The following is a 25,541-nucleotide window of genomic DNA, read 5'->3' on the forward strand; positions in this document are numbered from 1 at the left end:
TCGCCGTCCGCGGGCGAAGTCGATACGCCGCCGCATCGACCGAACCGACGGGCAGATCGTCCGCAAAATACGGGTCGCAGACGTCGGTAGAAAATGGTTGTCATTATGATATTCGTGAATCGACTCGTTTAGCCGATTATACGAGCGGTTTCGCTTCGGAGGGATGTCGACACAGCGGGCCTGAGACGCCTAAACTGTCGGTTCAGCGTTCTTAGCCGGTTCGTAGCTTAGTAGTGTTCGTCGGGTGGTTCAGTCGACCGAGGTGGGTCCTCGGTGGTACACCAATGAACTTCGGAAGACGCACATTCATCAAGGGAATCGGGGCGGTCGGAATCGCAGGGGCCGGACTCACGCTCGCGTCGGGCGACGCGTCCGCCACGTCAGATGTCTCCATCGACGCGCAGGACGTAGACGCGGCGACGAACGACGGGAAGGTCAGCCGCGTCGGAATCAGCCCCCAGTTCACCGTGGACTGGAAGGGCTTCGACGACCCGGTGGGCAAGGTGTTCTGCCTCGTCGAAGCCAAGGACGCCGAGGGGAACTAGTGGCCGCTGTTCCGCGCGACGCCGTGGCTCACCGAGGAACTGTTCGACGGCGGTACGCTCGTTCAGGCGCCCGGCGAGTCCGGAAAGCTGACGGTCGACCTCTCGCCGTCGGCGTTCGCGGCCGAGATTCGAGAGCGGACCGGCGACTCCGGTTACTCTATCGACGGACCGACCATCACCGTGTTCGACGGCCAGGGTCGACCCGACTACCAGTCGTGGAACTTCAACCAGATAGCGGGCAGCGTCGACTATAGCTCCTACCTCGAGGGGAACTCGGTCTCCGACGCGGACAACTACGTCGAGGGCGGCGACGTCGTCGTCGGTCACGGCCCGCAGAACAACTACCCCGGCGCGGACGCGGGGTACTACGGCGCGGCCGACTCGACGGACCACATCAACGAGGACGCCGACGATTCCGAAAAGACGACGACGGTCCACCTCCGCTACACCATCGCCCTCTACGGCATCAACGAATCTGAGGGGTCTTACATGAACTACGGGAGCTTCGGAGACAAGACGCGACGCGAACTGACCAGGCCGGAGTGGGACGGGAGCGAGTCGACGTTCAAGCGGTACCTCGATTACACACAGAGCGACGACTCACAGAAGAACTCCGCGCTCGTCATGAACGACGAGGACGGGCTACCGGACGTCACCGACGCGACGGCCACGAACGACGACCCGGCGAACTCGGCCGCGTCGAACTACTACCCCGCGCTGCAGGCCGTCGCGGCGAACCACCCGGCGGTCACCGTCGTGGAGACGTCGTTCGACGCCACGGTCACCAACAAGACCGCGCAGACGGACGGCGTGTCGGGGACGTCGAACACGACGATGACGTAGACGGGATGAAGCGCATCCTGGTCGTGGTTCTCCTCGTCCTCGTCGCCGGATGCGGGGGAGACGGCACCGGCCGGACGCCGGCGGTGGACCAAGACACCCAGACGCTCGCGCCGACACCGGACTCGCGGCCCGGGGGCAGTCCGTCGGGTGCGCGCGGTAGCGACGCCGGCGAACCGACGGTGACACCCGATCCGGCGCCGGCGACGACGCCGTCCGAAGCGCGGAGGACGCCGGTGGCACCGCAGCAGACGACGCCCTCGAACACCGCGTCCGAACCCGACGACACCGCACCGCAGGCCGGCGAGTCGTCTGACGAGTCGTCCGGTGGGTCGGGGGCGTCGGACGAGTCAGTCGGACCGACGCCGACCGGGGAACCCGGCCCGGTCGTGGCCGTCGACGGCGCGTCGAACGCGACTATCTCGCGCCTCCGCGCGTAACGGTCCAGCGAGACGCGCGATGGCAGACCGTGCACCGTCGACACACTTGTTCGACGCGACGCCGGTGCAGTCAAACCCCTCCACCCTCTATCACGCGTAGAGACCGTATGGACAGACAACGTGACACGGCCCGGGTTCCCGTCCACGCCCTCAAGCGACAGGTCGCGGACGCCGTGGGCGCCTCCGCGTCGCTCGTCGAGATAGAGCGAGTGGATGTCGAGGAGAGCACGCTGGCGGTGGAGTACTCGCTCCCGACGGGCGACGCGCCGATAGTGGAAGTGTTCGTCGACCACCCCGACGGCCGAACCGACTCGACCCTCGTCGAACTGGGGGAGCCGATGGGGTTGAAGGTGTACGGCGAGACGATTCGTATCGAGTACGCCGGCCGGGATAGCGAAACTGACGACGTCCTCGTGACCGTCGACCAGCGACGCGGCGACGACTGGGTGACGCTGCTCGGGTGCGGGCAGATGTGGGCCGTCGAGAGCGAACGCGACGGCGAACCCGTGCGCGTGACCTGCCACGCCGAGACGCCGGGGACGGACGACGAGGAGGACGAAGCGGACCCCGCCGAAGAGAGCGATTCGGACGCCGGCCTCGACGCCGAGTGGTGAGACGGTCGGTGACGAGACGAGAGCGGTGAAACCGTCGAATCGGGTCCGACGGCGTCGCCCGCGGCGCTCGAAGCCGGACGAGAGCTTCTCGCGGCGGGGGGTGCGTCACCAACCGTCCACTCAAGTACCCGGAGGTAGAACCTCGACCGATGCCAATCGTCGAAGTGACGCTCCCCGACGAACTGCTGACCGAGTTCGAGCAGCTCGTCGACCAGGAGTTCGTAAGCGAGGAGCAGGCCGCAGAGGAACTGATAAGCATGGGAATCGATGCCTACAACGTCAACATCGTCGACGAGTCGACGCCCGGCGACGACTTCATGGACGGCGCCGAGAACAACCTGTTCGACACCGCGGACGACCCCGGCGCCGCGGACGACGACCGCCTCTAACTCGACTCTTTTTCGGCGCGAGGAACCCGCCGCCCGTCAGCGGCGGATATCCGCATCCGCGTCCGCGACGATGGCTGCCATCCGGTCGCTCCCGGCGGCGGCGAAGCCGCCGTGGTAGCACAGCGTCCGCGAGATATCTAGCTCGGAGAGCGTCCTGACCGACGCCAGCGCCTCGTCCATCTCCTCGGTAAACGTCGGGTCCGGGCCGTTCAGTTCGCCGTCCGCCGCGGTGACCGCGTCGCCCGCGAGGAGGAACGACGCCGCCTCGAAGTACAGCGAGACGTGACCGGGCGTGTGTCCCGGCGTCGGGACGACGCGCGCCGGTCCCGCGCGGGTGTCGAGCGTCGCCTCCCCGCCGAGCGCAACGTCGACGGCCACCGGTTCGTACCGGTCGTCGCCGGAGTCGGAGCCGCGAGGCGGTTCGGAGCCGTCGACGACGCGCGCCGCGCGTTCGCTGGCGACGACGACGGCGCCCGTCTCGGAGACGACGTGCGCGAGGCCGCCGACGTGGTCACCGTCCTGGTGGGTGAGAAAGGCGAGGTGCACGTCCGAGAGGTCGAAGCCCGCCTCCGCGAGGCCCGCTTCGAGTTGGTCTGCGGTGTGTGCGAACCCGGCGTCGACGAGGACGAGACCGCGGTCCGTCTCGACGGCGCAGGGCCAGAAACGCCGCGTCTCGCCGTCGGATTCGAGTTCGACCGGGAGCGGATGGACGGCGTCGGGAACGTTCATACGCGAGGGTCGGGCGGGCGCGGGATGGACGTACCGGCACCGGCGACCCGTTCCGGGGAGCGACGTCTTCCGCCGACGCTCGACGCACCTCGGGTCACGCCAGCGCCAGCGGGACGGGGGTGAACGAGAGCACACCCAACAGGAGCGTCACCGCGCCGACGACGAGGCGGGGCGCGCCGAGGGGCGAGTCGTCCACGGGTTCGGCGCTGCCCGCGCGGGCGAACAGGAGCGCGAGGAAGCCCCAGATGACCCAGAGGCTCAGCGATTGGCCGTCGGCGAAGAGGTAGGTGTACGCGCCGAGGGCGAACAGCGGGATGGGGACGAACCGTTGGACCGTCGCGTGCGCGCTGCCGAACATGGCGCGGACGATGTGTCCGCCGTCGAGTTGTCCGACCGGCAGGAGGTTCAGAAACGTCACGAACGCGCCCACCCATCCGCCGACGACGACGGGGTTGGCCATCAACGAGGCGTCCCCGTAGGTGAGCTGCTGACCCAGCGCGGCCGCGATGAGACGGATGAGCGGCGGGTAGCCCAACCGGACGGGGAGCGTGCCCACCTCGACGGGCGGCAGGGACACGCCGATTGCGGTGACGACGACGGTGGCGACCAGACCGGCGAGGGGGCCGGCGACGCCGATGTCGAACAGCGACTCCCGGTCGGGGAGCGTATCGCGCATGCGGATGACCGCGCCCATGGTCCCCAAAAGCGTCGGGACGGGGATGAAATAGGGCAGCGACGCCTGCACGTCGTGATGACGGCTGGCGACGTAGTGGCCGAGTTCGTGGACGCCGAGAACGCCGAGGACGGCGACGGCGAACGGCCACGCGTCGAGGACGCCGAGGGGGTTCGAGAGGGCGTCGATGCCGTACCACTGCGACCCCGCGAACAGCGTCGTGACGACGGTGAGACAGAAGAGCGCGACGTTCGTCGTCGGGAAACCGTCGACGCCGGTGGTTCGCTCGCTGGCGACGAGGACGTACTCGCCCAGTTCCCGCTCCACGGAGACGGTGTATCCCCGCTGGCGAAACATCGGCGCGACGACGCGGACGACGGACTGGCGGTCCGAGCGGGGTTGGCCGTAGTAGCGTATCTCTCCCCCGTCGGTCTCCATCTCGTAGACGTCGAACACGCCGGCGAACCGGCCGGGTTCGGGGGCGCCGCCGAGAACCGTCTCGGTCATAGCCCCGGTACGTGCCGAACGTACATATGTCCACAGACCTCGGCGGGGCGTCGAGGGGCGCTGAGCCTCAGATCCGGACGCCGTGTTCGGGGCAGCGCCGCCCCGACGCGGAGCAGTCGGTCTCGGTGGTGGACGCCGCCGCGGAACTGGCACGGATGGACCTCCCGCCGGCGGTCCGAACCGCGGTGGACGAGTAGCACGCCCCGCCGAACGGGCGACGTGAGCGTCGCTGATGCCGGAACGTCGACTCGAAGTGGTGTGGTAACCCGGAACGTTCTTTGTATCCGCCGTACCAGTCGGAGGTCGTGGAAGTCACGATTCGGTGTTACGCCGGCGTCGCCGACGCGGTGGGCGAGCGGTCGCTGGCGCGCGTCCTCGAACCGCACTCGACCGTCGAGGACGTGATTCGCGGCCTCGGCGCGGAGTTCGACGCCTTCGATCCCGAATCGCTGTCGAGCGAACTCGTCTGTCGGGTGAACGGCGGCGACGCCGACCGAACGACCCGACTCGCCGACGGCGACGCCGTCGTCCTCTCCGAGCGGTCCGCCGAAGGTGAAACCGGGAGAGAGAACGAGGGAGAGCGAAAATAAGAACGAAACCGGGAGCGAGGGCGGAAGGCGCTCGGACTCAGTCGTCCGCCGGCGCTCGCCGCGTGAGCGACCCCTCCCGCCACGTCCCGCGGCGGTACCAGAGGTAGGCGATGACGGCGCCGGCGACGTTCGAGACGGTGAACGCCATCCAGATACCCGTCGAGTCGTAGCCCCACGACTGCGAGGCGAAGTAGGCGAACGGCAGGCGGATGACGCCGAGCATCAGCACCGAGATGGCCGCCGACGTCAGCGTCTCGCCCGCGCCGCGGAAACTCCCGGTGTACGAGCGCATGATGCCGATGAAGCCGAACGTCGGCGCGACCCAGTGGAGGAAATCCGCGCCGACGCGGATCACCTCGGGGTCGTCGGTGAACACGGCGATGATGGGCGTCGCGCCGACGTAGGCGAGGACGCCGGCGAGCGAGAGGATGACGAACATCGCTATCGCCGCGAAGTTGGCCGCCTTCTCGGCGCGGGCCTCCTCGCCGGCGCCGATGTTCTGGCCCGTCATCGTCTCCACGCCGCGCGCGACGGCGATGGCGGGCAGGAAGATGACGGAGAACACCCGCACGCCGATACCGTAGGCGGCGACGACGGTGGTGGGGAACATCCCGACGACGACGAGAAGCAAGTTCACCGAAAGGGCGCGGCCCGTCCCCTCGATGGACGCGGGGACGCCGATGGCGAGCAGGCGCCGGAAGAACTCGAAGTCCGGTCGCATCTGCGAGAGACGGATCTGGACCCCCCGAGCGCTCCCGAACATGATGTACAGACCGACGACGAGGGCGAGCGACCGCGAGAAGACGGTGGCGATGGCCGCCCCCTGAATCCCCGACCCCGTGTAGCCGGTGGCGGCGAACAGTTGCGACTGGAGGCCGCCCAGTCCGAGCATCGTGAACAGCGGGTTTCCCTCGAATCCGAAGATGAGTATCGGGTCGATGGCGATGTTCAGGACGACCGATCCGAACATGACGAGCATCGGCGTGATGGTGTCGCCGTACCCCCGCATGAGGGCGACGAAGACGAAGAAGCCGAACATGAACGGGAGGCCCAGCGAGATGACCTGCATGTAGTCCGTCGCGAGGGGCAGTACCTCGGGAGAGGCGCCCAACAGGTCGAGGAACGGCCCCACGAGCAAGTAGCCGACGGCGCCGAGGAGAAGCGACCCGAGCAGCGAGAACGTCACCGTCTGCGACGCCGCGTACTCGGCCTCGGACTCCTCCTCCGCTCCGGTGTGCTGGGCGACGAGGACGCTGCCGGCGACGGACAGCCCCATCCCCAACGCGATGAGGAGAAACACCATCGGGAACGCGAAACTGATGGCCGCCAGCGCGTTCGTGCTGAACTGGCCGAGCCAGAACGTGTCGGCGAGGTTGTACGCCGTCTGGAGGAGGTTGGTGACGACGATGGGTAAAGAGAGGTAGAACAGCGGTCGGGCGATGTCGCCAGAGGTGAGGTCGAACTCGTCGCGGCTCTTGAAGACGCTGTTCAGTCGGTCCCAGAGGCTCATTCGGTCGTCACCTCGGGCGGGTCGGCGAGCAGTGTGCTGCGGACGTACCGGCGAAACGCGGCGAGAGCGTCGTCCAGCGACGCGCCGACAGCGACGTTCCGCGTCCGCGCCCCCCTGACGTAGGTGACGACGAACGACGACGACTCGTCGGGGTCGACGGACTCGTCGAACGTGCCGTCGGCGACACCCGCGGCGAGGATAGCGCGGACGCGGTCGGCGAACGCCTCGTCGAAGCGTTCGAGTCGCGTTCGGTACGCCTCGTCGTAGGGAGCCTGCGCCTCGATTTCGAGCAGGGCGGTCCGGAACTCGTGCGGGTCGCCGTCGGCGGGCGGCAGCATCACCGTCTCCGCGAGCGACAGCAACCGCTCCTCGGGGTCCTCGCCCGACACGTCCTCGATGCGGGCCTCGAACCGCTCTAAGAGGCGGTCGAGAAAGGAGAGGAGAAGGTCGTGCTTGCCGTCGAAGTGGTAGTGAAGAGCCGCTTTGCTCACTCCGGCCTCGTCGGCGATGTCCCGCATCGTCAACTCCGCGTACCCGTGCGCGCGGAGTGCGCTGTGCGTCCCGTCCATGATGGCATCGGCGGCATCAGAGCTCATTCGTAATCGACCGAGAATCGGTCACTACACTGATTGACTGGCCGGTCAGTCAAAAACGTTGCAGCTTCCGGCTCCCGTGCCGCCAACGACAGAGCTAAACTCGGTGAGCGGTCGAAACGCGCCGACGAGACGCCGCGCTGCCGGGGCGAGCGAACCTCGCGGGGGCGGCGAACCGAGGGATGCCGAACCCCTCAGGCGAAAAACTGGTTCGCATCGCCCCAGAACAGGTCGACGGGCGGCGGCGTCGCTTCCACCAGCGCCTCGAACGTCCGTTCCCCGAGCAGGTCCCGGGTGACCTCCTTCGAGAACATACCGGACCGGAAGAGGTTCCACACTTCTTCCCGCTGGGCGTCCGTTAGCTCGGCTGCCATACCGACGCGATGAACGCGGAAGCATATTGGTGTTCACTCCGTTACTCCGGTTAAGAGCGAGTTAATCTGTCCGGATCGGTCTTTTCGGCGGCCATCGGGCTCAAGCGTCACTCGGCGAAGAGTGAATCGGGTCCGGTCTCACGGGGGAAGCGCGACGCTCGGACCCCGACGGCGGCCGCCCGCGAAAGCCACCGCCACGGCCAGGACTTTGTGGGAGTCGCGCGCACTCCACGGCATGGAACTCGATATGGCAGGCGACGCGGCATTGGTGACGGCGTCGAGCAGCGGTCTCGGCAGGGCGTCGGCGCGAGCGCTCGCACGGGAGGGCGTGAACGTCGTGATGAACGGGCGCGACGCCGACCGACTCGAATCGGCAGTCGAGGACGTCCAGAAGGACGCAGCGAGCGATGCGACGGTGGTCGGTGAGGCGGCCGACCTGACCGACCCCGACGACATCGAATCGCTGGTCGAACGACCCGTCGAGGAGTTCGGCGGCCTCGACCACCTCGTCACCTCCGCGGGCGGGCCGCCGTCCGGTCCGTTCTCGGAGACGACCGACGAGGACTGGTACGAGGCGTTCGACCTGCTCGTGATGAGCGTCGTGCGGACGGTGCGTGCGGCCGAAGAGCATCTCAAGGCGGGCGGGGGCGGCACCATCGTCACCATCGCCTCGGGGAGCGTCAAGGAGGCCATCGACGGACTCGTGCTCTCGAACTCGGTCCGGATGGGCGTCATCGGACTGGAGAAGACGCTCTCGAAGGAGTTCGCCCCCGAGGTGCGCGCGAACGCCGTCCTCCCCGGGTCGCACGAGACGTCCCGCATCGAGGAACTCGTCGAACAGGGCGTCGAGCGCGGCGAGTACGACTCCTACGAGGAGGGCATCGAAGAGTGGGGCGAGGGAATCCCGACGGGCGGCGTCGGCGACCCGATGCATCTCGGGCGGACCGTCGCGTTCCTCTCCTCGCCGCAGTCGGGGTACGTGAACGGCGCCGCGGTTCCCATCGACGGCGGGTCGAGCGCGTCGAACCTCTAACCGGCGCCGAGACGATTAATCGCCGGAGACTTTCCGGCACGCGGGTTCCGCAACCCGAAACCACCTACGCCCCCGTCGCGGAGTTTCCATCGTGAGCGAGACGACGCGGCAGGGGGCGAACGCGACGGGCGGCGAGAGCGGAAGCGGCTACGCGACGCGGATGCTCCTCGTCGTCTCGCTCGGATGGGCGGTCCTCCAGACCGGTCGGTTCCTCCTCTCGCCGCTGCTGCCCGCCATCATCTCCTCGCTGAACATCACCGAGGCGACGGCGGGCCTCGCGCTCGCCGCCTTCCAGGGCGTCTACGCCATCACGCAGTACCCCGGCGGCGAGTACTCGGACAACTGGAACCGGACGACGCTCATCCTGCCGGGTCTCGCCGTCCTCGTCGTCGGCTTCCTGCTGTTCGGCCTCGCCGGGGGTCTCCTCGGCTTTCTCGCCGGCACCGTCGTCGTCGGATTCGGGAAGGGCCTGTTCGCCATCCCCTCGCGGGCGCTCGTCTCGGACCTCTTCACCGCCCGCCGCGGCCGCGCGCTGGGCGTCTACGCCGCCGGAACGGACGTTGGAGGGTTGTTGGCCTCCGGCCTCGCCGTCCTCGCGCTCACGTACGCGACGTGGCGGACGCCGTTCGTCCCCATCGCGGCCGTCCTCGCGGCGGTGACCGCGCTGTACGCCCTCTGGACGCGGGAGGCGGTCAGCGTCGGGTCTCCGTCGCTCGACGCCGCCGGGACCGTCCGGCGACTCGTCGCCAGTTCCCGACAGCGCGAGACGCTCCTCGCCTTCTCGCTGTTCTACTTCATGGTCGGCGGTTTCATCAACTTCTTTCCGACCTACCTCGCGCAGGCGCGGGGGTTCTCCGACGGCCTCGCCAGCGCCACGTTCGCCATCGTCTTCGTCGTCGGTCTCACCATCAAACCGCTCGCCGGCGGTCTCGGCGACCGCTACTCGCGCCGACACATCGCCGTCGCCGGCCTCCTGCTCTGCGCCGTCTCGCTCACCGGCATCGTCCTCGCGCAGTCGCGTCTCGTCCTCTACGTCGCCGTCTTCGCCACGGCGGCGGGCTACAAGGCGGGCTTTCCGCTCGCGGACGCCATCATCATGGACGAGGCGCCCGCCGACGGCATGGGCGCGGACCTCGGCGCGGCGCGGGCGCTCTTTCTCGGCGCGAACGCCCTCGGTCCGGCGTACGTCGGCGTCGTCGCCACCTACGCGGACTACGCCGTCGCGTTCGGCGGCTTCGTGGTCTGTCTACTCGTCGCGGCGGCGCTGCTGCTGCGTGGGTGAGAGCGGAGGAGGACGCAACCGGCGGCGGACGCCCGCGAGGCGACGCTTCCGAGCGGTGACGCTCCGTCGCGTCAGTCGAAGAATCGGTCGGTACCCGGCGGTCGCTCGGCGCCGTCGGGGAGTTCGTCAGCCCACGCGACGGCGGCGGCATCGCCGTCGCCCACGTCCCCGGCGGCCGAGTCGGGGGCGGGTTTGGGCGTCGCAGCGAAGACAACGAAGCGCCGCGTCGCCTCCCGCGCCTCCCCCTCCGCGCGGACCGTGACCGACCAGACGCCCTCGACTCCGTCGATGGTGACGGCGACGCACGTCTGTTCGCGAATCCAGCGGCGGGCCGCCGTGGCGTAGTCCTCTCGCTCAGCGACCGCCGGCGACGGAATCTTCCACGGGCAGTCCTCTGTGACGCGCGCCAGCAGAACCCGCCCCGCGTCGTCGACGACGCCGGTAGGGGCCAAGTCGTCGAGTTCGGCGAACCGGTCGAACGTCTCCGCGTTGACCGTCTCCGACTCCTCGAAGAACGGAACGCCGCGGTCGCGGAGAGCGTCGAGGCTAGCGACCGAAGTGATCCCGTCCGCGTCGCGTCTCTCGTCGGTGGGTGAACTCGTCACGCGGCATCGTGTCATTCGGGAGATAAGAATCTGTCGCCGTCGGAGCGACGCGTCGACGCGGGGGCGACCGGAAAAAGTCGACCGAGTCAGTTGACGCCGCGGACCTTTCCGGCGAACTTCTCGCGGACCTTCTCCAGTTTCGGCGGAATCTGGACCGCACAGTAGGGCTGGTCGGGGTTCTTTTCGTAGTAGTCCTGGTGGCGCTCTTCGGCCTCGTAGAACGCCTCTAACGGCGCTATCTCGGTGACGATGTCGTCGTCGTAGACGCCCGATTCGGTCATCTCGACGGTGAGGGCCTCGACGGTCTGTCTCTGCTCCTCGTCGTGGTAGAACACCGCCGAGCGGTACTGCGACCCCACGTCCGGTCCCTGTCTGTCCTCGGTCGTCGGGTCGTGGAGCGCGAAGAACACTTCGAGCAGTTCCCGGTAGGATAGTCCGTCGGGGTCGAACTCGACCTGTACGACCTCGGCGTGTCCAGTCGATCCCCGACAGACCTCCTCGTACGTCGGATCGTCGACGTGTCCGCCCGCGTAGCCCGAGGTGACGGATTCGACGCCGACGAGTTCCTTCATGGGAGCCTCGATACACCAGAAGCAACCGCCGCCGAGCGTCGCGAGTTCGGTCTCACTCATGGACGGAACTGGGCGTCCCACGAGCAAAAGCCCCTCGGAGGCGGTAGCCGACGGGCGGGTCGGGAACCGACGGGTCCGCCGTCGAACGGTCGATTCGGCGCAGATGTTGCAGAGATTTGGGTGAGAATCGGCAAATTCGCTTTTAGCTACCCCGACGCCGTTTCAATCGAGGGTACGACAGATGACCACAGCACAGGAGCGACGAGATGGCGGCGTGTGACCACTGCGGAACCCACGTCTCCGAACGCTTCGTCCGCGTCTTCGCGGACGAGTCGGGGACGGTCCGCGCCTGCCCGAACTGCTCGGCGAACGCCGGCTTAGTAGACGTGATGCGCGAACGCGCGCGCGGAGTCTGAGACCGGACTCGCGGCGACCCGACCTCACCACCCCGTTTCTTCGAGCGCTTCGAGCAGTCGGTCGACGTCCGTCTCGGTGTTTATCGCGTGCAGCGACGCGCGGACCGACCCGTCGAGCGACGGGATGGGTCTGATCACGATACCGTAGTCGTCCTTGAGCGTCCGCACCGTCGCCTCGGGGTCGTCGACCCGTACCGTCACGAGTCCCGACTCCGGGTCCTCGGGGCTCAGTAGCTTGTCGTTCGGAACGCCGTCCGTCAGCCTGCCCGCGAGGTCGAGGAGACGCGACTCCACGGCGTCGAGGCCGACGGACTCCATCGTCTCCATCGCCGTCCGGAGCGCCGCGTACGGCGCGAGGTTTGTCGTCCCCACCTCGAAGCGCGGCGCGCCGGTCTTGAGTTCGTACTCCTCGGCGGAGGGGTCCTCGACGCTCCGATAACTCACGTCCGTCGGTTCGAGGTCGTTCGCCGCCGACTCCGAGACGTAGAGGAAGCCCCCTCCCCACGTTCCGAGGAGCCACTTGTGCCCCGCGGCGGCGACGGCGTCGGCGCCCCAGTCGGTCACGTCCAACGGGGAGTGGCCGGGCACCTGCACGGCGTCGACGAGGACGAACGCGCCCGCGTCGTGGGCCTCCTCCACCAACTCCGAGACGGGGAGAGACGTGCCGTAGTTCCACGTCAGCGCGCTGAAGCAGACGAGTTTCGCGTCCTGGACGGCCTCCCGGTAGGCCTCGCGGTCGATTCGTCCACCCTCGGTCGGGACGACGCGCACCTCGCAGCCGTGACGTTCGAGGCGCGACCACGGGAGGACGCCCGCGGGGTGTTCGAGGTCGGTGCGGACGACCACGTCGCCCGCCTCCCAGTCGAACGCGCCCGCGACGCGGGTGATGCCGTCGGCGGTGCTCTGCGTTAGCGCGACTTCGGTCTCCTCGGCTCCGAGAAAGTCCGCGACGGTTTCTCTGACATCCTCGTAGAAGTCGAACGCGAACGGGTACGGGCCCTCCTCGCTGGCGGCGTCGTACTCGTGGCGCGCCAGCATCGCCTGCGCGTCCTCCACGACGGGGCGGGGGCTGGGTCCGCTCGCGCCCGTATTCATGTAGCGTACGTCCTCGAACACCGGGATAGACGCTCTGAGTTCGCTCGGGTTCATGGAAACGACTGCGGACCCGGGGTACGTATCAGTAGCGTCTGCGGCCGCCGCCGCGTCCCGGACCCCTCACGGCGGCGGCGGCCGCTTCGGCGCGTCGTCGACCTCTCGCGAGACGAACAGGCGTCGCGGGAGGACGACGCCGCGGGCGAAGACGTAACCGACGAGTCCGACGACGACGCAGATAACCGACTCGACGATTCCGAGCGGACCGATGGCGACGCGCCAAAATATCAACGTCGAGACCGGCATCGCAACCGACAGCGACAGGTCTGCGAGAAAGGCGAGCAGAAACGCGAGCGGGTGTGTTTGTGTCGGCACGGTGGTCGTTACCACCTTCGTTTTCGCTTATCAGTAATGAATCTCACGACTGCACGACGAAATCGCCGGGGTTCGGAGCGGCGCTACTCCCCTACCGTCACCATCCCCTTCACCACGTCCGGTTCCGTCGCCCGCTCGAACGCCGCCGTGAGGTCCGACATCGGCATCTCGAAGTCGATAATCCTCTCGACGTCCACCGCGCCGCGTTCCAGCAGGGAAACGGCGTCGTCGTACGTGTTCCGGAAGCGGAACGACCCCTTGAAGTCGAGTTCCTTGTCGACTATCTCGTTGGTCTCGACGGGAATCTCGTCCTCGGCGGAGAGGCCGATGCAGACGACAGTGCCCCCGCGGCGCACCACGTCGACGGTCGATTCGATCGACGCCGCCGCGCCCGAGGCCTCTATCACCACGTCGACCCCCTCGCCGTCGGTGAAGTCGTCGACGGCCTCGGCGAGCGATTCGTCGGCGACGTTCACCGTCGCCGTCGCGCCGTACGCCTCGGCGCGTTCGAGTTTCGTCCCCACCACGTCGGAGACGAGGACGGACCCCGCGCCGGCGGCGCGGACCGCCTCGCCGACGAGCATCCCGATGGGACCCGCCCCGGAGACGAGCACGGAATCGCCCAGTTCCACGTCGGCGCGCCGCGTCGCGTGGATGGCGACGCTCAGCGGTTCGCAGAGCGCGCCCGCGCGCGTCGAGACGTTCTCGGGGAGGCGGTAGGCGAAGTCGGCGTCCCACGCGACGTACTCCGCGAACGCGCCGTGGTCCGGCGGCGTCGCCATGAACTCCACATCGGGACAGAGGTTGTACTCGCCCGCGCGACACCGCGCGCACTCGCCGCACGGGACGCCGGGTTCCAGCGTCACCTCGTCGCCCGGTTCGAACCCGGTCACGCCCTCGCCGACGGCGGCGACTTCCCCCGCGCTCTCGTGACCGAGAATCAGGGGGTCCTCGACGACGTAGTCGCCGATGCGGCCGTGCTCGTAGTAGTGGACGTCGGAACCGCAGATGCCGACGTGGGTCGTCCGGACGAGCAGTTCGCCGGGTTCCGGGTCGGGGCGGTCGCGCTCTCGGTGCTCGAAGACGCCGGGTTCGGTGAGTTCCACCGTCTGCATACCGCCCCCTCGGCGACGAGCCGTGAAAAAACCGAACCCCGTCGAACGATGTAAATTATCGTCCCCGTTTCGCTGACCGTCGCTAATCCCTGTGCCGAACACTTTAGCCCCTCGTCGCCGTCGACTAAAACGGTCGACAATGACAAACTTGGTGCAGGACATCGCGGCGGCGACGGAGGCGAACCCGGACCGGACGGCCGTGGGGTTCCGCGGCGAGGAGTGGAGTTACGAGGAACTGTGGGAATTGACCTCGCGGTTCGCCGCGGGACTCGCGGAACACGGCGTCGAGGCGGGCGACCGGGTGGCCGTCTACCTCCCGAACCTCCCGCAGTTCGTCACCGCCTTCCACGGAACGCTCCACGCGGGCGGCATCGTCGTTCCGATGAACCCCCAGTACAAATCTCGGGAGATATCGCACCTCCTGGCCGACAGCGAGGCGCGCGTCGTCGTCGCCCTCTCGGACCTCGTCCCGTTCGTCGACGCCGTCCGCGAGGAGACGAGCGTCGAACACGTCGTGAGCGTCGGCGGGGAGGCGGAGGGGGCAACCCCCTTCGAGGAGTTCCTCGCCGAGGAGGGGGCCGACGTGGTCGAACGCGACGACGACGACGTCGCGGTCCAGCCGTACACCTCGGGGACGACGGGGCGGCCGAAGGGCGTCCTCCTGTCGCACCACAACCTCGCGTGGGACGCGCGCGCGACGGCGAAACTGCTGCCCGACGGGGTGCAACCGGACGACAAGTTCCTCGGCGTCCTCCCCCTGTTTCACATCTACGGGATGACGGTCACGATGCTGTCGACGCTGTTCGAGGGCGGGAGCTACTACCCGCTTCCCGCGTGGGACGCCGAGGCGACGCTATCGCGCATCGAGGCCGAGCGGTTGACCGTCATGCACGGCGTACCCGCGATGTTCAACGACCTCGTGAACTTCGAGGACGCCGACGACTACGACCTCTCCTCGCTCCGCTTCGTCAACTCCGGCGGGAGCAGCCTCCCGATAGAGGTGATGAACCGCTTCGAGACGGTGTTCGGCGTCGAACTGTACGAGGGGTACGGGCTGACGGAGACGAGTCCGGTGACGCACGCGAACCGGCCCGGCGAGCGACGGCCGGGGAGCATCGGCAAACCGCTGGACGGCCTCGACGCCCGCATCGTCGACGGGGCGTTCGAGGACGTGCCGCCCGTCGAACGCGGACCGGTGGACGAGGAGGCGGTCGACCTAAACGAGATAACGGGCGAACTCGTCGTCAGCGGGCCGAACGTGATGCGGGGCTACTACGGCCTGCCCGAGGCGGACGAGGAGGCGTTCACCGAAGACGGGGGCGAGCGCTGGTTCCACACCGGCGACATCGGCTACCGCGACGAGGACGACTACTACTACGTCGTCGACCGCGCGAAGCACATGATCGTCACCGGCGGCTACAACGTCTACCCGCGGGAGGTGGAGGAACTGCTGTTCGAGCACCCGCAGGTCGCCGACGCCGCCGTCGTCGGCATCCCGGACGACCGCCGCGGCGAGACGGTGAAGGCGTACGTCGTCCCCGTCCCCGATTCGGACGTGACGCCCGAGGAGATACGCCAGTACTGCCTCGACACCCTCGCGGAGTACAAACACCCCCGCGAGGTGGAGTTCATCGACGAACTGCCGCGGACGACGACCGGCAAGGTGCAGAAGTTCGAACTCCGCGACCGGAGCGGGACCGCGCCGTCCGACGACGACGAGACGGGGGGCGAGCGATGAACTTCCAACTGAACGACGAGCAACGCGCCGTCCGCGAGGTGGTACGCGAGTTCGGCGAGGAGGAGATTCGCCCCGTCGCCCGCGAGCACGACGAGGAGAAGAAGTACCCGAGCGACCTCGTCCAGAAGGCGGCCAGATACGACCTCGTGGCGCCCGGCATCCCCGAGGAGTACGGCGGCGCCGGGATGGACGCGCTGACGGAGATTCTGGTCACGGAGGAGTTGTGGCGGGCCGACGCCGGCATCGGGAGCGCCATCGGTTCCCGCGGGTTCGGCACGTCGATGCTCCGGAAGTACGGCGAGGAGTGGATGAAAGAGGAGTGGCTCCCGAAGGTGGCCGCCGGCGACGCCGCAACCTGCTCCTGCATCTCCGAACCGGCGCACGGATCGAACGTGGCCGGGATAGAGACGCGGGCGGAGCGCGAGGGGGGGAGCGCCTCGAACCGAAGCGGCGCAGCCGCGGAGGAGGACGAGGGCGACGAGTACGTCCTGAACGGCACGAAGATGTGGATAACGAACGGCACCGTCGCGGACGTGGCCGTCGTGATGGCGAAGACGACGCCCGACGCGGGCCACCGGGGAATCACGGCCTTCTTGGTCCCGACCGACGCGGAGGGCTTCGAGGCGACGAAGATAGACAACAAACTCGGCATCCGCGCCTCCGACCTCGCCGAAATCGTCCTCGACGACGTGCGCGTGCCGGCCGAGAACGTCATCGGCGAGGTGGACGAGGGGTTCTACCAACTGATGGACTTCTTCGCCGACGGGCGGACGCGCGTGGCGGCGCAGGCCGTCGGCGTCGCGCAGGCGGCCGTCGACGCCGCCGTCGACTACGCGAACGAACGCGAGCAGGGCGGACAGAAGATAGCCGAGTACCAGGCCATCCGGCACAAGGTGGCCGAGATGGCGACGAACGTGGAGGCGGCGCGGTCGCTCACCTACCGCGCGGCGACCGAAGTCGAGGAGGGAGACGACGACACCGCGGCGCGGTTCGCCAGCATGGCGAAACTGTTCGCCAGCGAACGCGCCGTCGACGTCGCCGACGAGGGCGTGCAGGTCCACGGCGGCGCCGGGTTCGTCACCGACCACCCGGCCGAGCGCTTCTACCGCGACGCGCGCATCACGAAGATATACGAGGGGACCAGCGAGATTCAGAAGAACATCATCGCAGACCGGGTGCTGTAGGGCGATGCGACTCAGCGCGGCCGGAGGAGGAGACGGAGAGCGGGACCGAAAGCGACACGGCGCGGGACGGAAACCACGGTGACGAGAATGGACGACGACGCCCCCGACTGGACGTTCAAGGACCGCGATACGGTCATCCTGCGCGAGTTGGCCGCGGACCCGCAGCGCTCCTCGCGGGAACTGACGCGCATCCTCGCAGAGAAGCACGACATCGAGGTGTCGCACGTCACCGTCTCGGAGACCATCCGCCGGATGCGCGAGGAGGGCGTCTTCCGGGAGGCCATCGTGCCGAACGAGGAGTACTACTCCTTCGCGCTGTTCGAGTTCAAGTTCGACCCCGAACACTTCGCCGAGACGTGGCACGACGCGATGGCGTACATCCGCGACGACCCGCACACGCTCTTTTACTTCCTCTCCGACGGCGAGTACCAGTGGAAGTCGGTGATGATGTTCGAATCCTCGCAGGCCCAATCGAAGTGGATACACGAGTTCTACAAGCGCCACGGGAAGGTGGTCTCGAACCTGCGGAACTCCGCCGTCCACAACGTCCTGAAGTTCCGGACCGACCCGGAACTGTTCGCGCGCCTGAACACCGAGGAGTGACCGCGGGCGGACGTCGTCTCCGCCCCCGACCCGTTCCCGCCGTCCGCCAGTCGCTCGTCGGCGTCGCTATCGGCGCGTTCGCGGCCGCACTCGGCGCGGCGTTGTTGTTCGTCTGAGGCAGATTTCCCATCGGAGCGGGCGCGCTACAGCGGTTCCTCGCCCTCGATGATGCGCTTGGCCCGGTCGCCGAGCGCCGGGACGCGCGCTTCCATCTTCGGGTACATCGGGTCGTCGCTGTTGCCCTCCAGGTAGCGCCGGAAGAACATCTCGCCGAGGCCGGCGAGCTTGTAGACGGCCAGCGCGCGGTAGAACCGCTGGTGCTCGAACTCGATACCGGTTCGCTCCTCGTACCGGGCGACGAGTTCCCGGCGCGTCGGGTAGCCCTCCCGCTCCATGAACCGCGTCTCCAACTCCGGTATCGCGGGTTCGGGGTCGTCGGCGTCGCGCCAGTACGACAGCATCCACCCGAGGTCCGCGCGCGGGTCACCGAGCGTGCTCATCTCCCAGTCGAAGACGGCCGCGAGGTCCGGCGGCGTCCCGGGCGCGTACAGCACGTTGTCCAGCTTGTAGTCGCCGTGGACGAGCGATTCGGGATGGTCCTCGGGAGCGTGGTCGTCCAGCCACTCGCCCACCTCGCGGAGCGCCGGCACCGAGCGGACTTCGCTGGTCCGCTCGAACGCCCACGCGAGTTGCTTGCCCCAGCGGTCGACCTGCCGCCGGGTGTAGCCCTCGGCGCGCCCGAATTCGGCGAGGCCGACCGAATCGAGGTCAACCTCGTGAATCGCGGCGAGCGTGTCGACGAGTTCGTAGCCGACGCGTTCGCGCGCCTCGGGATTCCCGAAGCGCTCGGGTTCCTCCTCGCGGAGCACGTCGCCCGCGACGCGCGACATGAGGTAGAAGTCGCTGCCGACGATATCGTGATTCTCGCAGGCCAGCACCGTCTCCGGGAGGGGGACAGGCGTCCCCTGCAGGGCATCCATCACTCGGTACTCCCGGAGCACGTCGTGGGCCGTCTCGGCCGTTTCTCCCGGCGGCGGCCGCCGGAGCACCAACTCGCGGGAGCCCCACGTCACGAACAGCGTCTCGTTCGAGTGACCCGCGGGGTGTCGCTCCACCTCGAAGGTCGACTCGGGGCCGAGTTCGGCTTCGAGGTACGCGCGGAGGGCGTCCTCGTCGACGAGTCGCCGGAAGTAGTCGTCGCCGCGGGTTCCTCGCTCGGCGTCCGCCCCTCCGTCGTGCGTTCGGTCGTCGCCGCCGTGGTTTCCGTCGTCGCTCATGTCATCAGTCCCGTTACCGACGATAAGTTCGGGGCGGAAATAGATTTACACCGTTCGATTGCGAGGATCGAGTATGGAGTACGACGACACGGAGACGGCGGCCGAACTCGCGGGGCGCGTCCGCGCATTCGTCGACGACTGCGTCATCCCGGTGGAGCGAGACTACCTCGGCGACGGCCCCGTCCCCGACGAGGAGATAGCGGCCCTGCGCGAGGAGGCGCGCGACCGGAACCTGTACGCGCCGCAGATGCCCGAGAAGTACGGCGGGCAAGGACTGGACTTCCGCGACGTGCTACCGGCGTTCGAGGAGGCGGGACGGAGCCTCCTCGGCCCGCCGGCGATGCACGTCGGCGCGCCGGACGAGGGGAACATGCACACGCTGGAACTCGTCGGCACCGAGGCGCAGAAAGAGGAGTACTTAGAACCCCTCGTCGCGGGCGAGATTCGCTCGGGCTTCTCGATGACCGAACCCGCGCCGGGCGGCGGGTCCGACCCGAAGATGATCCGCACCGAGGCGCGCCGGGAGGGCGACGAGTGGGTCCTCGACGGCCACAAGTGGTGGACGACGCAGGGGAGCGAGGCGGACTTCCTCATCGTGATGGCGCGCACGGACCCCGAGGCGCACCCCTACGAGGGCACCTCGCTCTTCTTGGTCGACGCCGACGCCGAGGGCGTCGACATCGTGCGCGACATCCCCCACGTCGGCGGCGAACTGCTCGGGTCGAGCCACGCCGAGATTCGCTACGACGACGTGCGCGTCCCCGAGGAGAACCTGCTGGGCGAGGAGAACGAGGGGTTCGCGCACGCTCAGCAGCGACTCGGGCCGGCGCGTCTGACCCACTGCATGCGCTACACCGGGATGGCCGCCCGGTCGCTGGAGGTGGCGAAAGCCTACACCGAGCAGCGAGAGGCGTTCGGCGGGAGTCTCTCGGAGAAGCAGTCGGTCAGGTTCACCGTCGCGGAGGCGGAGACGCGCCTGCACGCCGTTCGAACGATGGTTCGGGACGCCGCCGAGCGAATCGCGCGGGGCGAGGAGGCGCGCGTGCCCGTCTCGATGTCGAAAGTGTACGCCGCGAACGTCGTGCAGGAGGTGGTGGACGACTGCCTGCAACTGTGCGGCGGCAACGGCATCGGGAAGGACCTCCCGCTCGCGGACTTCTACGAAGACGTGCGCGCGTTCCGCCTCATCGACGGCGCCGACGAGGTGCACAAACGCGTCGTCGCGCGCGACGCCTTCGAGGACGTGGATTCGTCGCAGGTAGAGGGAATCACGCAGTACGAGGGATAGTCTCGGAGCGGTTCGATTTCGAGTTCGGCTACTCCGAAGCGTTCGACGTTCTCCGTGAGAACGGTCCCCTCGTGAACGAGCGCCGTCGCTGCGACGGTACTGTCGCCGACACCGTCGCTGGAACGTCGTTGTCGACAGGAGTTTTTTACACTGATAAAGACAGCCGAGGATTAATTACCAACGCACGAGAGTCGGACAGTGATGACACACAGTTCAGCGGAGGCGCGGCGATGACGACCGACCGATTCTCCGTCGACGGACAGACGGCCATCGTCACGGGCGCGTCGAGCGGTATCGGAAAGACCGTCGCCGAACGATTCGCCGCGGAGGGTGCGGACGTGGTGGTCTGCTCGCGCGAACAGGGGAACGTCGACCCCGTCGCGGAGGGAATCAACGAGGGGAGCGCCGACGGGGACGGCGGACGCGCCTTGGCCGTCGAGTGCGACGTGACCGACCGCGACGCCGTCGACGCCCTCGTGGAGGCCACCGTCGAGGAGTTCGGCGGCCTCGACTGCCTCGTGAACAACGCGGGCGCGTCGTTCATGGCGTCGTTCGACGACGTCTCCGAGAACGGCTGGGAGACCATCGTCGACATCAACCTCACCGGCACCTACCACTGCACGCAGGCGGCCGGCGAGCACCTGAAGGAGGGCGGCGGGACGGTCATCAACTTCGCCAGCGTCGCCGGAACGCAGGGCTCCCCGATGATGAGCCACTACGGCGCGGCGAAGGCCGGCGTCGTCAACCTCACGACCAGTCTCTCCTACGAGTGGGCCGGCGAGGACGTGCGCGTGAACTGCATCGCGCCGGGGTTCGTCGCCACCCCGGGCGTCGAGTCGCAGATGGGCGTCTCCGCCGAGAACATCGACCGCGGGGAGGTGGAGCGACGAATCGGCACCACCGAGGAGATAGCCGACCTCGCGCAGTTCCTCGCCGCCCCCGCCTCGTCGTACGTCGTCGGCGAAACGGTGGTCGCGCAGGGCGTCCCGCAGGTGATGGAAACGCCCGAGGTGTAGCGGGCGCGGTAGGAGGAGACTCACCGCGCGCCGAGCTAACGCGGCTCTTTTTCAGCATCGAAAAACGACCCTCAACCGCTAAGTAACATCTGTGAAGATTGTCACCTCTAAGTGAAGGAATGGGGCGGCGGCGGAGCCCGTGGCGTCGACGGCGCCGCCGCTCTCCGGTCGAGTCCATGAAAGTAGGAGTGAGCGGCAGCGACGTGCGCGTCAAGTACCCCTACCCGTCGCGCCCGCGGGCCGCCGCTCGTTCACCGTACCAACACGTACGTGAGACTGAATAAAAGTCTTGTGTCGCGTCCGCCGTGTGTCTGACGCCGAGGACCCGTCTCGACGCCAAATTCGTGTGAATTCGTCTCAGGGCCACACCGTTTACCACCCTCCCGTCCGTCGGTCGAGAGGATGCTTCAGAACGAGAGCAACACGTTCGATATCGGCGGCGAGCTGACGGTCCACCGACTCGGGTTCGGCGCGATGCGACTCACCGGCGAGGACATCGTCGGACGTCCGGACGACGAGGCGGAGGCGGAGCACGTCCTCCAGACGGCGATGAACCTCGGCATCGACTTCGTCGACACGGCGGACTCCTACGGGCCGGGCGTGAGCGAACGGCTCATCCGCGAGGCCCTCGCGCCGTACCCGGAGGACCTCGTGGTGGCGACGAAGGGCGGCCTCCTCCGCAACCGGGACGGGGATTGGCTCCCTCGCGGCGACCCCGACTACCTCCGCAACGCGCATCTGTGTAGTCTGGACCGCCTCGGCGTCGAGAAGATAGACCTCTACCAGTACCACCGCCCGGACCCGGACGTCGACTTCGAGGAGTCGGTGACGGCGCTGGCCGAACTGAAAGACGAGGGCGTCGTCGGACACGTCGGCCTCAGCAACGTCAGCGTCGAGCAGTTGGAGACGGCGCGGGACATCGTCGACGTCGCCACGGTGCAGAACCGGTTCAATCTCGGCCACCGCGACGACGACGTGCTGGCGGCCTGCGAGGAGTACGACATCGGGTTCATCCCGTGGTCCCCCCTCGCGGCGGGCGACGTCGACGAGAAGTCCGACGCCCTCGAAGACGTGGCCGCCGAACGCGACGCGACGAAGTATCAGGTGATGCTGGCGTGGTTGCTCGAACACTCCCCGGTGATGTTGCCCATCCCCGGGACGTCCGACGTCGAACACCTGAAGCAGAACGTCGGCGCGACACACCTCGACCTCACGGACGAGGAGATGTCGCGGTTGAACGAGTAACGAGCCGTCGTCGCCGGTTTTCAGACGTCACTCAGCGAGAAAAATAGTCTCGAAGGAACATCGAACGCGGGGACGGCACGCGCGTGCGTTCGATGAGTGGAGGATCGAACGGCGAGAGCGCGACGCTCAGGCCGACGCTTCGGTCTCGGTGTCGGTCTCGTTCTCGACGTTGATCGTCTCGTTCTCCTCGGGGATGTCGGTCTCTTCCATCGAGGAGTTCTCCACGGTCTCATTTTCCATGGTCGAGTTCTCCTCGGTCTCGTTCGTCATCGAGGAACCCTCTTCGGTCTCCTCCATCTCCGTCGCGTTCGCCTCCTCGTCGGTAGCTTCCATCTCGGCCGTCGTCTCCTCGCTCGCGGAGGTCGTAACTTCCGTACCTGTACCCGCTTCCGTGCCCGCACCACTGGACCCCGAGCACCCTGCGAACAGCATGAGTGCCGCGACGAGTCCGGCAGCCACGATCTTTCTGTCTACCATCGATTCGGCCGACGGCGGTGCGGGATAAAGGCCCCGGCACCCGTTGCGAGCGCTTTCACTGTTTCAATCGGTAGAGGCCGAAACAAGAGCGCTATAGAGTCTATAAACCGTGTGGTGCGATCTCAAGCGTCGACGTAGCTACCGGCGAATCGTGGTCTCGAAAGGAAAACGCCGGGGTGGGGAGCCCGGCTAGCAGTCGAGAGCGCGCAGTGCCGGACGGGTGTCCGGGCACCGAGCGTGACCGCGCGGGAACGTCGATGGGGATGTGACGTCGCGCGGACGTGCTGATGCGGGAATCGGACAAACACAGTGGGTCGCTGGGGATGCGACGGGGGAACTCCCGGGGATGCGGGATGGGGACGCCGTCGTGGGGACGGCGGGACGGGAGTTCGGAGCCGGTGCCCGGAGTGGGGTCCTCCAGACCGGCAGTGTCGTCCGGAACCGCGCGCTTCTGTCGCCTACGATGGCTCGGACCCGGTGACGCGTCAGAACGGCGGCGGGTGATGCGGCCGCGACGCGGTGGGAGTCCTTACGATGCCACCGACTGGTACAAACACAGCCGTAGATAAAATCGGTGATACTCGTTACGCTCACTTCCACTGTTTCAGGACTGTTTCGCCGGGCGAGCCGCGCTTAACCGATTAGAAAGATAACCGTTTCAGCGGCGGCACCGGCGGAAGGCGAGAAAACCGCCGAATTCCGGCTCAAATCTCCGTATAGCGAGTGACGGGTGCTCACCCAAACAAGAAAGGATGGGTGAAATTCCCATATACACGACCGATTTAGCATCACATTATACTGATATTCCAACACGATCCAGTAAGTTTTTGAGTCGAACGCGACGATTGACGTGCAACAGGAATCGAAAAGATGTCTCAACCCGCGCTTCGGTCTGTACTTTCGTTCGCCGCGGTCGCGTTGATCCTCCTCGGGGTGGTCGGCGCGCCAGCCGCGGCCGCCCCCGGAGCGACAGTTACGTCGCAGTCTGTCGCCACGATAGACGGCACCACCTACGTCTGGCAGTCGTCGCCGACCGACATCCGGGTCCAGACCGACAGACCGCTTTCTTCCTCCTCGTCGGTCTGCGTCGGTCCCGTCGGCGGAAACCGTACAGTCACGTGCGTGCCCGCGAACGGAGCGACGAATCTGACGATATCGGTGCAGAACTGGCCCGACGGGGTCACCGGAGCACAGAACGTCTTCGTGAACGGAACGGACGGGCGGCGGACCCTCGTCGAGAGCGCGGTGTTCGTCATGACGAAGGACGGCGACGTCGACGGCGACGGCCTCTCGAACCAAGCGGAGGTATCGGGCGAAACCGGGTTCAAGAACGCCGACACGGACGGCGACGGACTCGACGACGGAACGGAGGTGAACACGCACGGGACCGACCCGACGAAGCCCGACACCGACAACGACGGACTCGACGACACCGCCGAGATTCGGACGTACGAGACGAATCCGACGAAACCAGACACCGACGGCGACGGACTCAACGACGGTCCCGAGATAAACCAGTACTCCACGTCGCCCGCCGAGGCCGACACCGACGGCGACGGACTCGACGACGGCGAGGAGGTCAACACCTACGGGACGAACCCCAACAAAGCCGACACCGACGGCGACGGCCTCACCGACGGCGAGGAGATCAACACCTACGAGACGAACCCGAACAAGGCCGATACCGACGAGGACAACCTAGACGACGCTGCCGAGGTGAAGACGTACGAGACGAACCCGAACAAAGCCGATACCGACGGCGACGGCCTCAACGACGGCGCCGAGGTGAACGTCCACGGAACCGACCCCAACAGCGCCGACACCGACAACGACGGGACGAGCGACCGCGTGGAGATAGAGAACGGAAGCGACCCGGGCGAGGCGTCCGAACCCGGCACGCCCGTCTCGTCGGGCCCGGGCCTCGCGCTAATCGGCGCCGCGGTCCTCGCCGCGGGCGGCGGCTACCTCTGGTGGCGTCGCCGCGGCGGGGCCGCGTCCGCGACGGAGACTGACGACGGTGACGGGAGCGGCGGGGCCGCCGCCGTCTCGGCCGAGTCGGCCGACGAATCCGAGTCGACGGTCGGACCGGTGACGGGGGCGGGGACACCGAGCGCCGCGGAACCCGCGGCCGAGCGTGAGGAACCGGAGCGGTACGACGAACCGCTCACCCGCGAGGACGAGATAATCGCCATCCTGGAAGCCGCGGGCGGTAGATTGGAACAGAGCGCCATCGTCTCCGAGACCGGGTGGTCGAAGGCGACGGTCAGTCGCGTCCTCTCGTCGATGGCCGACGAGGGGCGCATCACGAAGATATCGCTCGGTCGGCGGAATCTGATCACTCTCCCCGGCAACGAACCCGACGGCGCCCGGTCGCCGTTCGAGCACCCCCCGTAGACGACGGGGCGGTCCGCGAACCACC

At 67.6% G+C, this 25,541-nt stretch carries 29 protein-coding genes; 17 read left to right on the forward strand and 12 right to left on the reverse strand.

What is annotated here, in order from left to right; genetic code table 11:
• Positions 1-284 precede the first annotated feature (284 nt).
• The 5 genes from C474_RS09135 (at position 285) to C474_RS09155 (ending at position 2,828) form a co-directional block, all read left to right on the forward strand.
• The gene (locus C474_RS09135) at positions 285-545 is read left to right on the forward strand and encodes a twin-arginine translocation signal domain-containing protein (protein ID WP_008386085.1); all 261 of its coding nucleotides are present in this window, start codon (positions 285-287) and stop codon (positions 543-545) included.
• Positions 546-725: 180 nt separating this feature from the next.
• The gene (locus C474_RS09140; RefSeq protein WP_008386086.1) at positions 726-1,388 is read left to right on the forward strand and encodes a hypothetical protein; all 663 of its coding nucleotides are present in this window, start codon (positions 726-728) and stop codon (positions 1,386-1,388) included.
• Positions 1,389-1,393: 5 nt separating this feature from the next.
• Complete coding sequence (locus tag C474_RS09145; protein WP_008386087.1) at positions 1,394-1,825, forward strand: hypothetical protein; 432 nt, start codon at positions 1,394-1,396, stop codon at positions 1,823-1,825.
• A 107-nt stretch (positions 1,826-1,932) separates the two neighbouring features.
• Entirely contained in the window at positions 1,933-2,439 is a 507-nt protein-coding gene (locus C474_RS09150; RefSeq protein ID WP_008386088.1) for a hypothetical protein, read from the forward strand.
• A 149-nt stretch (positions 2,440-2,588) separates the two neighbouring features.
• The gene (locus C474_RS09155) at positions 2,589-2,828 is read left to right on the forward strand and encodes a DUF7120 family protein (RefSeq protein WP_008386089.1); all 240 of its coding nucleotides are present in this window, start codon (positions 2,589-2,591) and stop codon (positions 2,826-2,828) included.
• A 36-nt stretch (positions 2,829-2,864) separates the two neighbouring features.
• Here C474_RS09155 and C474_RS09160 read toward each other — a convergent pair whose 3' ends face one another.
• Both C474_RS09160 and C474_RS09165 read right to left on the reverse strand, forming a co-directional pair.
• Entirely contained in the window at positions 2,865-3,557 is a 693-nt protein-coding gene (locus tag C474_RS09160) for an MBL fold metallo-hydrolase (RefSeq protein WP_008386090.1), read from the reverse strand.
• A 94-nt stretch (positions 3,558-3,651) separates the two neighbouring features.
• Positions 3,652-4,737: a site-2 protease family protein gene (locus C474_RS09165; RefSeq protein ID WP_008386091.1), complete on the reverse strand. Its 1,086-nt coding sequence runs from the start codon at positions 4,735-4,737 to the stop codon at positions 3,652-3,654.
• Between the two features lie 26 nt (positions 4,738-4,763).
• Here C474_RS09165 and C474_RS22340 point away from each other — a divergent pair, with 26 nt between their 5' ends.
• Positions 4,764-4,934, forward strand: a complete 171-nt coding sequence (locus C474_RS22340; RefSeq protein WP_160166829.1) for a hypothetical protein — start codon at positions 4,764-4,766, stop codon at positions 4,932-4,934.
• A gap of 108 nt (positions 4,935-5,042) precedes the next feature.
• The gene (locus C474_RS09170; RefSeq protein ID WP_008386092.1) at positions 5,043-5,327 is read left to right on the forward strand and encodes a MoaD/ThiS family protein; all 285 of its coding nucleotides are present in this window, start codon (positions 5,043-5,045) and stop codon (positions 5,325-5,327) included.
• 37 nt (positions 5,328-5,364) lie between these two features.
• Here C474_RS09170 and C474_RS09175 read toward each other — a convergent pair whose 3' ends face one another.
• The 3 genes from C474_RS09175 to C474_RS09185 all read right to left on the reverse strand — a co-directional run bounded on the left by C474_RS09175 (position 5,365) and on the right by C474_RS09185 (position 7,804).
• Positions 5,365-6,837, reverse strand: a complete 1,473-nt coding sequence (locus C474_RS09175; protein WP_008386095.1) for an MATE family efflux transporter — start codon at positions 6,835-6,837, stop codon at positions 5,365-5,367.
• Positions 6,834-7,433 (reverse strand): TetR/AcrR family transcriptional regulator, encoded by a 600-nt coding sequence (locus C474_RS09180; protein WP_049916874.1) that lies wholly within the window; start codon positions 7,431-7,433, stop codon positions 6,834-6,836. Before C474_RS09180 ends, C474_RS09175 begins: the two co-directional genes overlap by 4 nt.
• Before the next feature lie 191 nt (positions 7,434-7,624).
• A complete protein-coding gene (locus C474_RS09185) occupies positions 7,625-7,804 on the reverse strand; it encodes a hypothetical protein (RefSeq protein ID WP_008386098.1) in 180 nt (59 codons plus the stop codon).
• Positions 7,805-8,039: 235 nt separating this feature from the next.
• Between C474_RS09185 and C474_RS09190 the strand changes: the two genes are divergently transcribed.
• Both C474_RS09190 and C474_RS09195 read left to right on the forward strand, forming a co-directional pair.
• Complete coding sequence (locus C474_RS09190) at positions 8,040-8,837, forward strand: SDR family oxidoreductase (RefSeq protein ID WP_008386100.1); 798 nt, start codon at positions 8,040-8,042, stop codon at positions 8,835-8,837.
• A gap of 160 nt (positions 8,838-8,997) precedes the next feature.
• Entirely contained in the window at positions 8,998-10,119 is a 1,122-nt protein-coding gene (locus tag C474_RS09195; RefSeq protein ID WP_049916884.1) for an MFS transporter, read from the forward strand.
• Positions 10,120-10,190: 71 nt separating this feature from the next.
• Here the strand turns inward: C474_RS09195 and C474_RS09200 are convergent, their stop codons facing one another.
• Both C474_RS09200 and msrA read right to left on the reverse strand, forming a co-directional pair.
• Complete coding sequence (locus C474_RS09200) at positions 10,191-10,724, reverse strand: NUDIX hydrolase (protein WP_008386104.1); 534 nt, start codon at positions 10,722-10,724, stop codon at positions 10,191-10,193.
• A gap of 86 nt (positions 10,725-10,810) precedes the next feature.
• Positions 10,811-11,356 (reverse strand): peptide-methionine (S)-S-oxide reductase MsrA, encoded by a 546-nt coding sequence (msrA, locus tag C474_RS09205; RefSeq protein WP_008386105.1) that lies wholly within the window; start codon positions 11,354-11,356, stop codon positions 10,811-10,813.
• Positions 11,357-11,562: 206 nt separating this feature from the next.
• On the opposite strand from msrA, the gene C474_RS22590 reads away from it, so the two are divergent.
• On the forward strand, positions 11,563-11,712 hold the full coding sequence (locus C474_RS22590) for a DUF7563 family protein (RefSeq protein ID WP_008386107.1): 150 nt from the start codon (positions 11,563-11,565) through the stop codon (positions 11,710-11,712).
• Between the two features lie 24 nt (positions 11,713-11,736).
• On the opposite strand, the gene C474_RS09210 is transcribed toward C474_RS22590, so the two are convergent.
• The 3 genes from C474_RS09210 to C474_RS09220 form a co-directional block, all read right to left on the reverse strand.
• Complete coding sequence (locus C474_RS09210; RefSeq protein WP_008386109.1) at positions 11,737-12,861, reverse strand: aminotransferase class V-fold PLP-dependent enzyme; 1,125 nt, start codon at positions 12,859-12,861, stop codon at positions 11,737-11,739.
• A 66-nt stretch (positions 12,862-12,927) separates the two neighbouring features.
• The gene (locus C474_RS09215) at positions 12,928-13,179 is read right to left on the reverse strand and encodes a hypothetical protein (protein WP_008386111.1); all 252 of its coding nucleotides are present in this window, start codon (positions 13,177-13,179) and stop codon (positions 12,928-12,930) included.
• A gap of 83 nt (positions 13,180-13,262) precedes the next feature.
• The gene (locus C474_RS09220; RefSeq protein WP_008386113.1) at positions 13,263-14,294 is read right to left on the reverse strand and encodes an NAD(P)-dependent alcohol dehydrogenase; all 1,032 of its coding nucleotides are present in this window, start codon (positions 14,292-14,294) and stop codon (positions 13,263-13,265) included.
• Between the two features lie 139 nt (positions 14,295-14,433).
• Here C474_RS09220 and C474_RS09225 point away from each other — a divergent pair, with 139 nt between their 5' ends.
• From C474_RS09225 to C474_RS09235, 3 genes are all read left to right on the forward strand, one after another.
• Positions 14,434-16,032 carry a long-chain-fatty-acid--CoA ligase gene (locus C474_RS09225; protein ID WP_049916875.1) on the forward strand — a complete coding sequence of 533 codons (1,599 nt, stop codon included), beginning with the start codon at positions 14,434-14,436 and terminating at the stop codon, positions 16,030-16,032.
• Positions 16,029-17,216, forward strand: a complete 1,188-nt coding sequence (locus tag C474_RS09230; protein ID WP_008386116.1) for an acyl-CoA dehydrogenase family protein — start codon at positions 16,029-16,031, stop codon at positions 17,214-17,216. Before C474_RS09225 ends, C474_RS09230 begins: the two co-directional genes overlap by 4 nt.
• An 87-nt stretch (positions 17,217-17,303) precedes the next feature.
• Positions 17,304-17,819: an Lrp/AsnC family transcriptional regulator gene (locus tag C474_RS09235; protein ID WP_008386118.1), complete on the forward strand. Its 516-nt coding sequence runs from the start codon at positions 17,304-17,306 to the stop codon at positions 17,817-17,819.
• Positions 17,820-17,962: 143 nt separating this feature from the next.
• On the opposite strand, the gene C474_RS09240 is transcribed toward C474_RS09235, so the two are convergent.
• Positions 17,963-19,096, reverse strand: a complete 1,134-nt coding sequence (locus tag C474_RS09240; RefSeq protein WP_008386119.1) for a phosphotransferase family protein — start codon at positions 19,094-19,096, stop codon at positions 17,963-17,965.
• 73 nt (positions 19,097-19,169) lie between these two features.
• Here C474_RS09240 and C474_RS09245 point away from each other — a divergent pair, with 73 nt between their 5' ends.
• From C474_RS09245 to C474_RS09255, 3 genes are all read left to right on the forward strand, one after another.
• Positions 19,170-20,384, forward strand: coding sequence for an acyl-CoA dehydrogenase family protein (locus C474_RS09245; RefSeq protein WP_008386122.1), 1,215 nt, complete (start codon positions 19,170-19,172; stop codon positions 20,382-20,384).
• A gap of 230 nt (positions 20,385-20,614) precedes the next feature.
• Positions 20,615-21,400 (forward strand): SDR family NAD(P)-dependent oxidoreductase, encoded by a 786-nt coding sequence (locus tag C474_RS09250; protein WP_008386124.1) that lies wholly within the window; start codon positions 20,615-20,617, stop codon positions 21,398-21,400.
• 402 nt (positions 21,401-21,802) lie between these two features.
• The gene (locus C474_RS09255; RefSeq protein ID WP_008386126.1) at positions 21,803-22,645 is read left to right on the forward strand and encodes an aldo/keto reductase; all 843 of its coding nucleotides are present in this window, start codon (positions 21,803-21,805) and stop codon (positions 22,643-22,645) included.
• Positions 22,646-22,771: 126 nt separating this feature from the next.
• Here C474_RS09255 and C474_RS09260 read toward each other — a convergent pair whose 3' ends face one another.
• Entirely contained in the window at positions 22,772-23,122 is a 351-nt protein-coding gene (locus C474_RS09260) for a hypothetical protein (RefSeq protein WP_008386128.1), read from the reverse strand.
• Between the two features lie 870 nt (positions 23,123-23,992).
• Between C474_RS09260 and C474_RS09265 the strand changes: the two genes are divergently transcribed.
• The gene (locus tag C474_RS09265) at positions 23,993-25,516 is read left to right on the forward strand and encodes a helix-turn-helix transcriptional regulator (RefSeq protein WP_049916876.1); all 1,524 of its coding nucleotides are present in this window, start codon (positions 23,993-23,995) and stop codon (positions 25,514-25,516) included.
• Positions 25,517-25,541: the final 25 nt, after the last annotated feature.

Origin of the sequence: Halogeometricum pallidum JCM 14848, assembly GCF_000337095.1 — an archaeon.
Taxonomy (GTDB): domain Archaea; phylum Halobacteriota; class Halobacteria; order Halobacteriales; family Haloferacaceae; genus Halogeometricum; species Halogeometricum pallidum.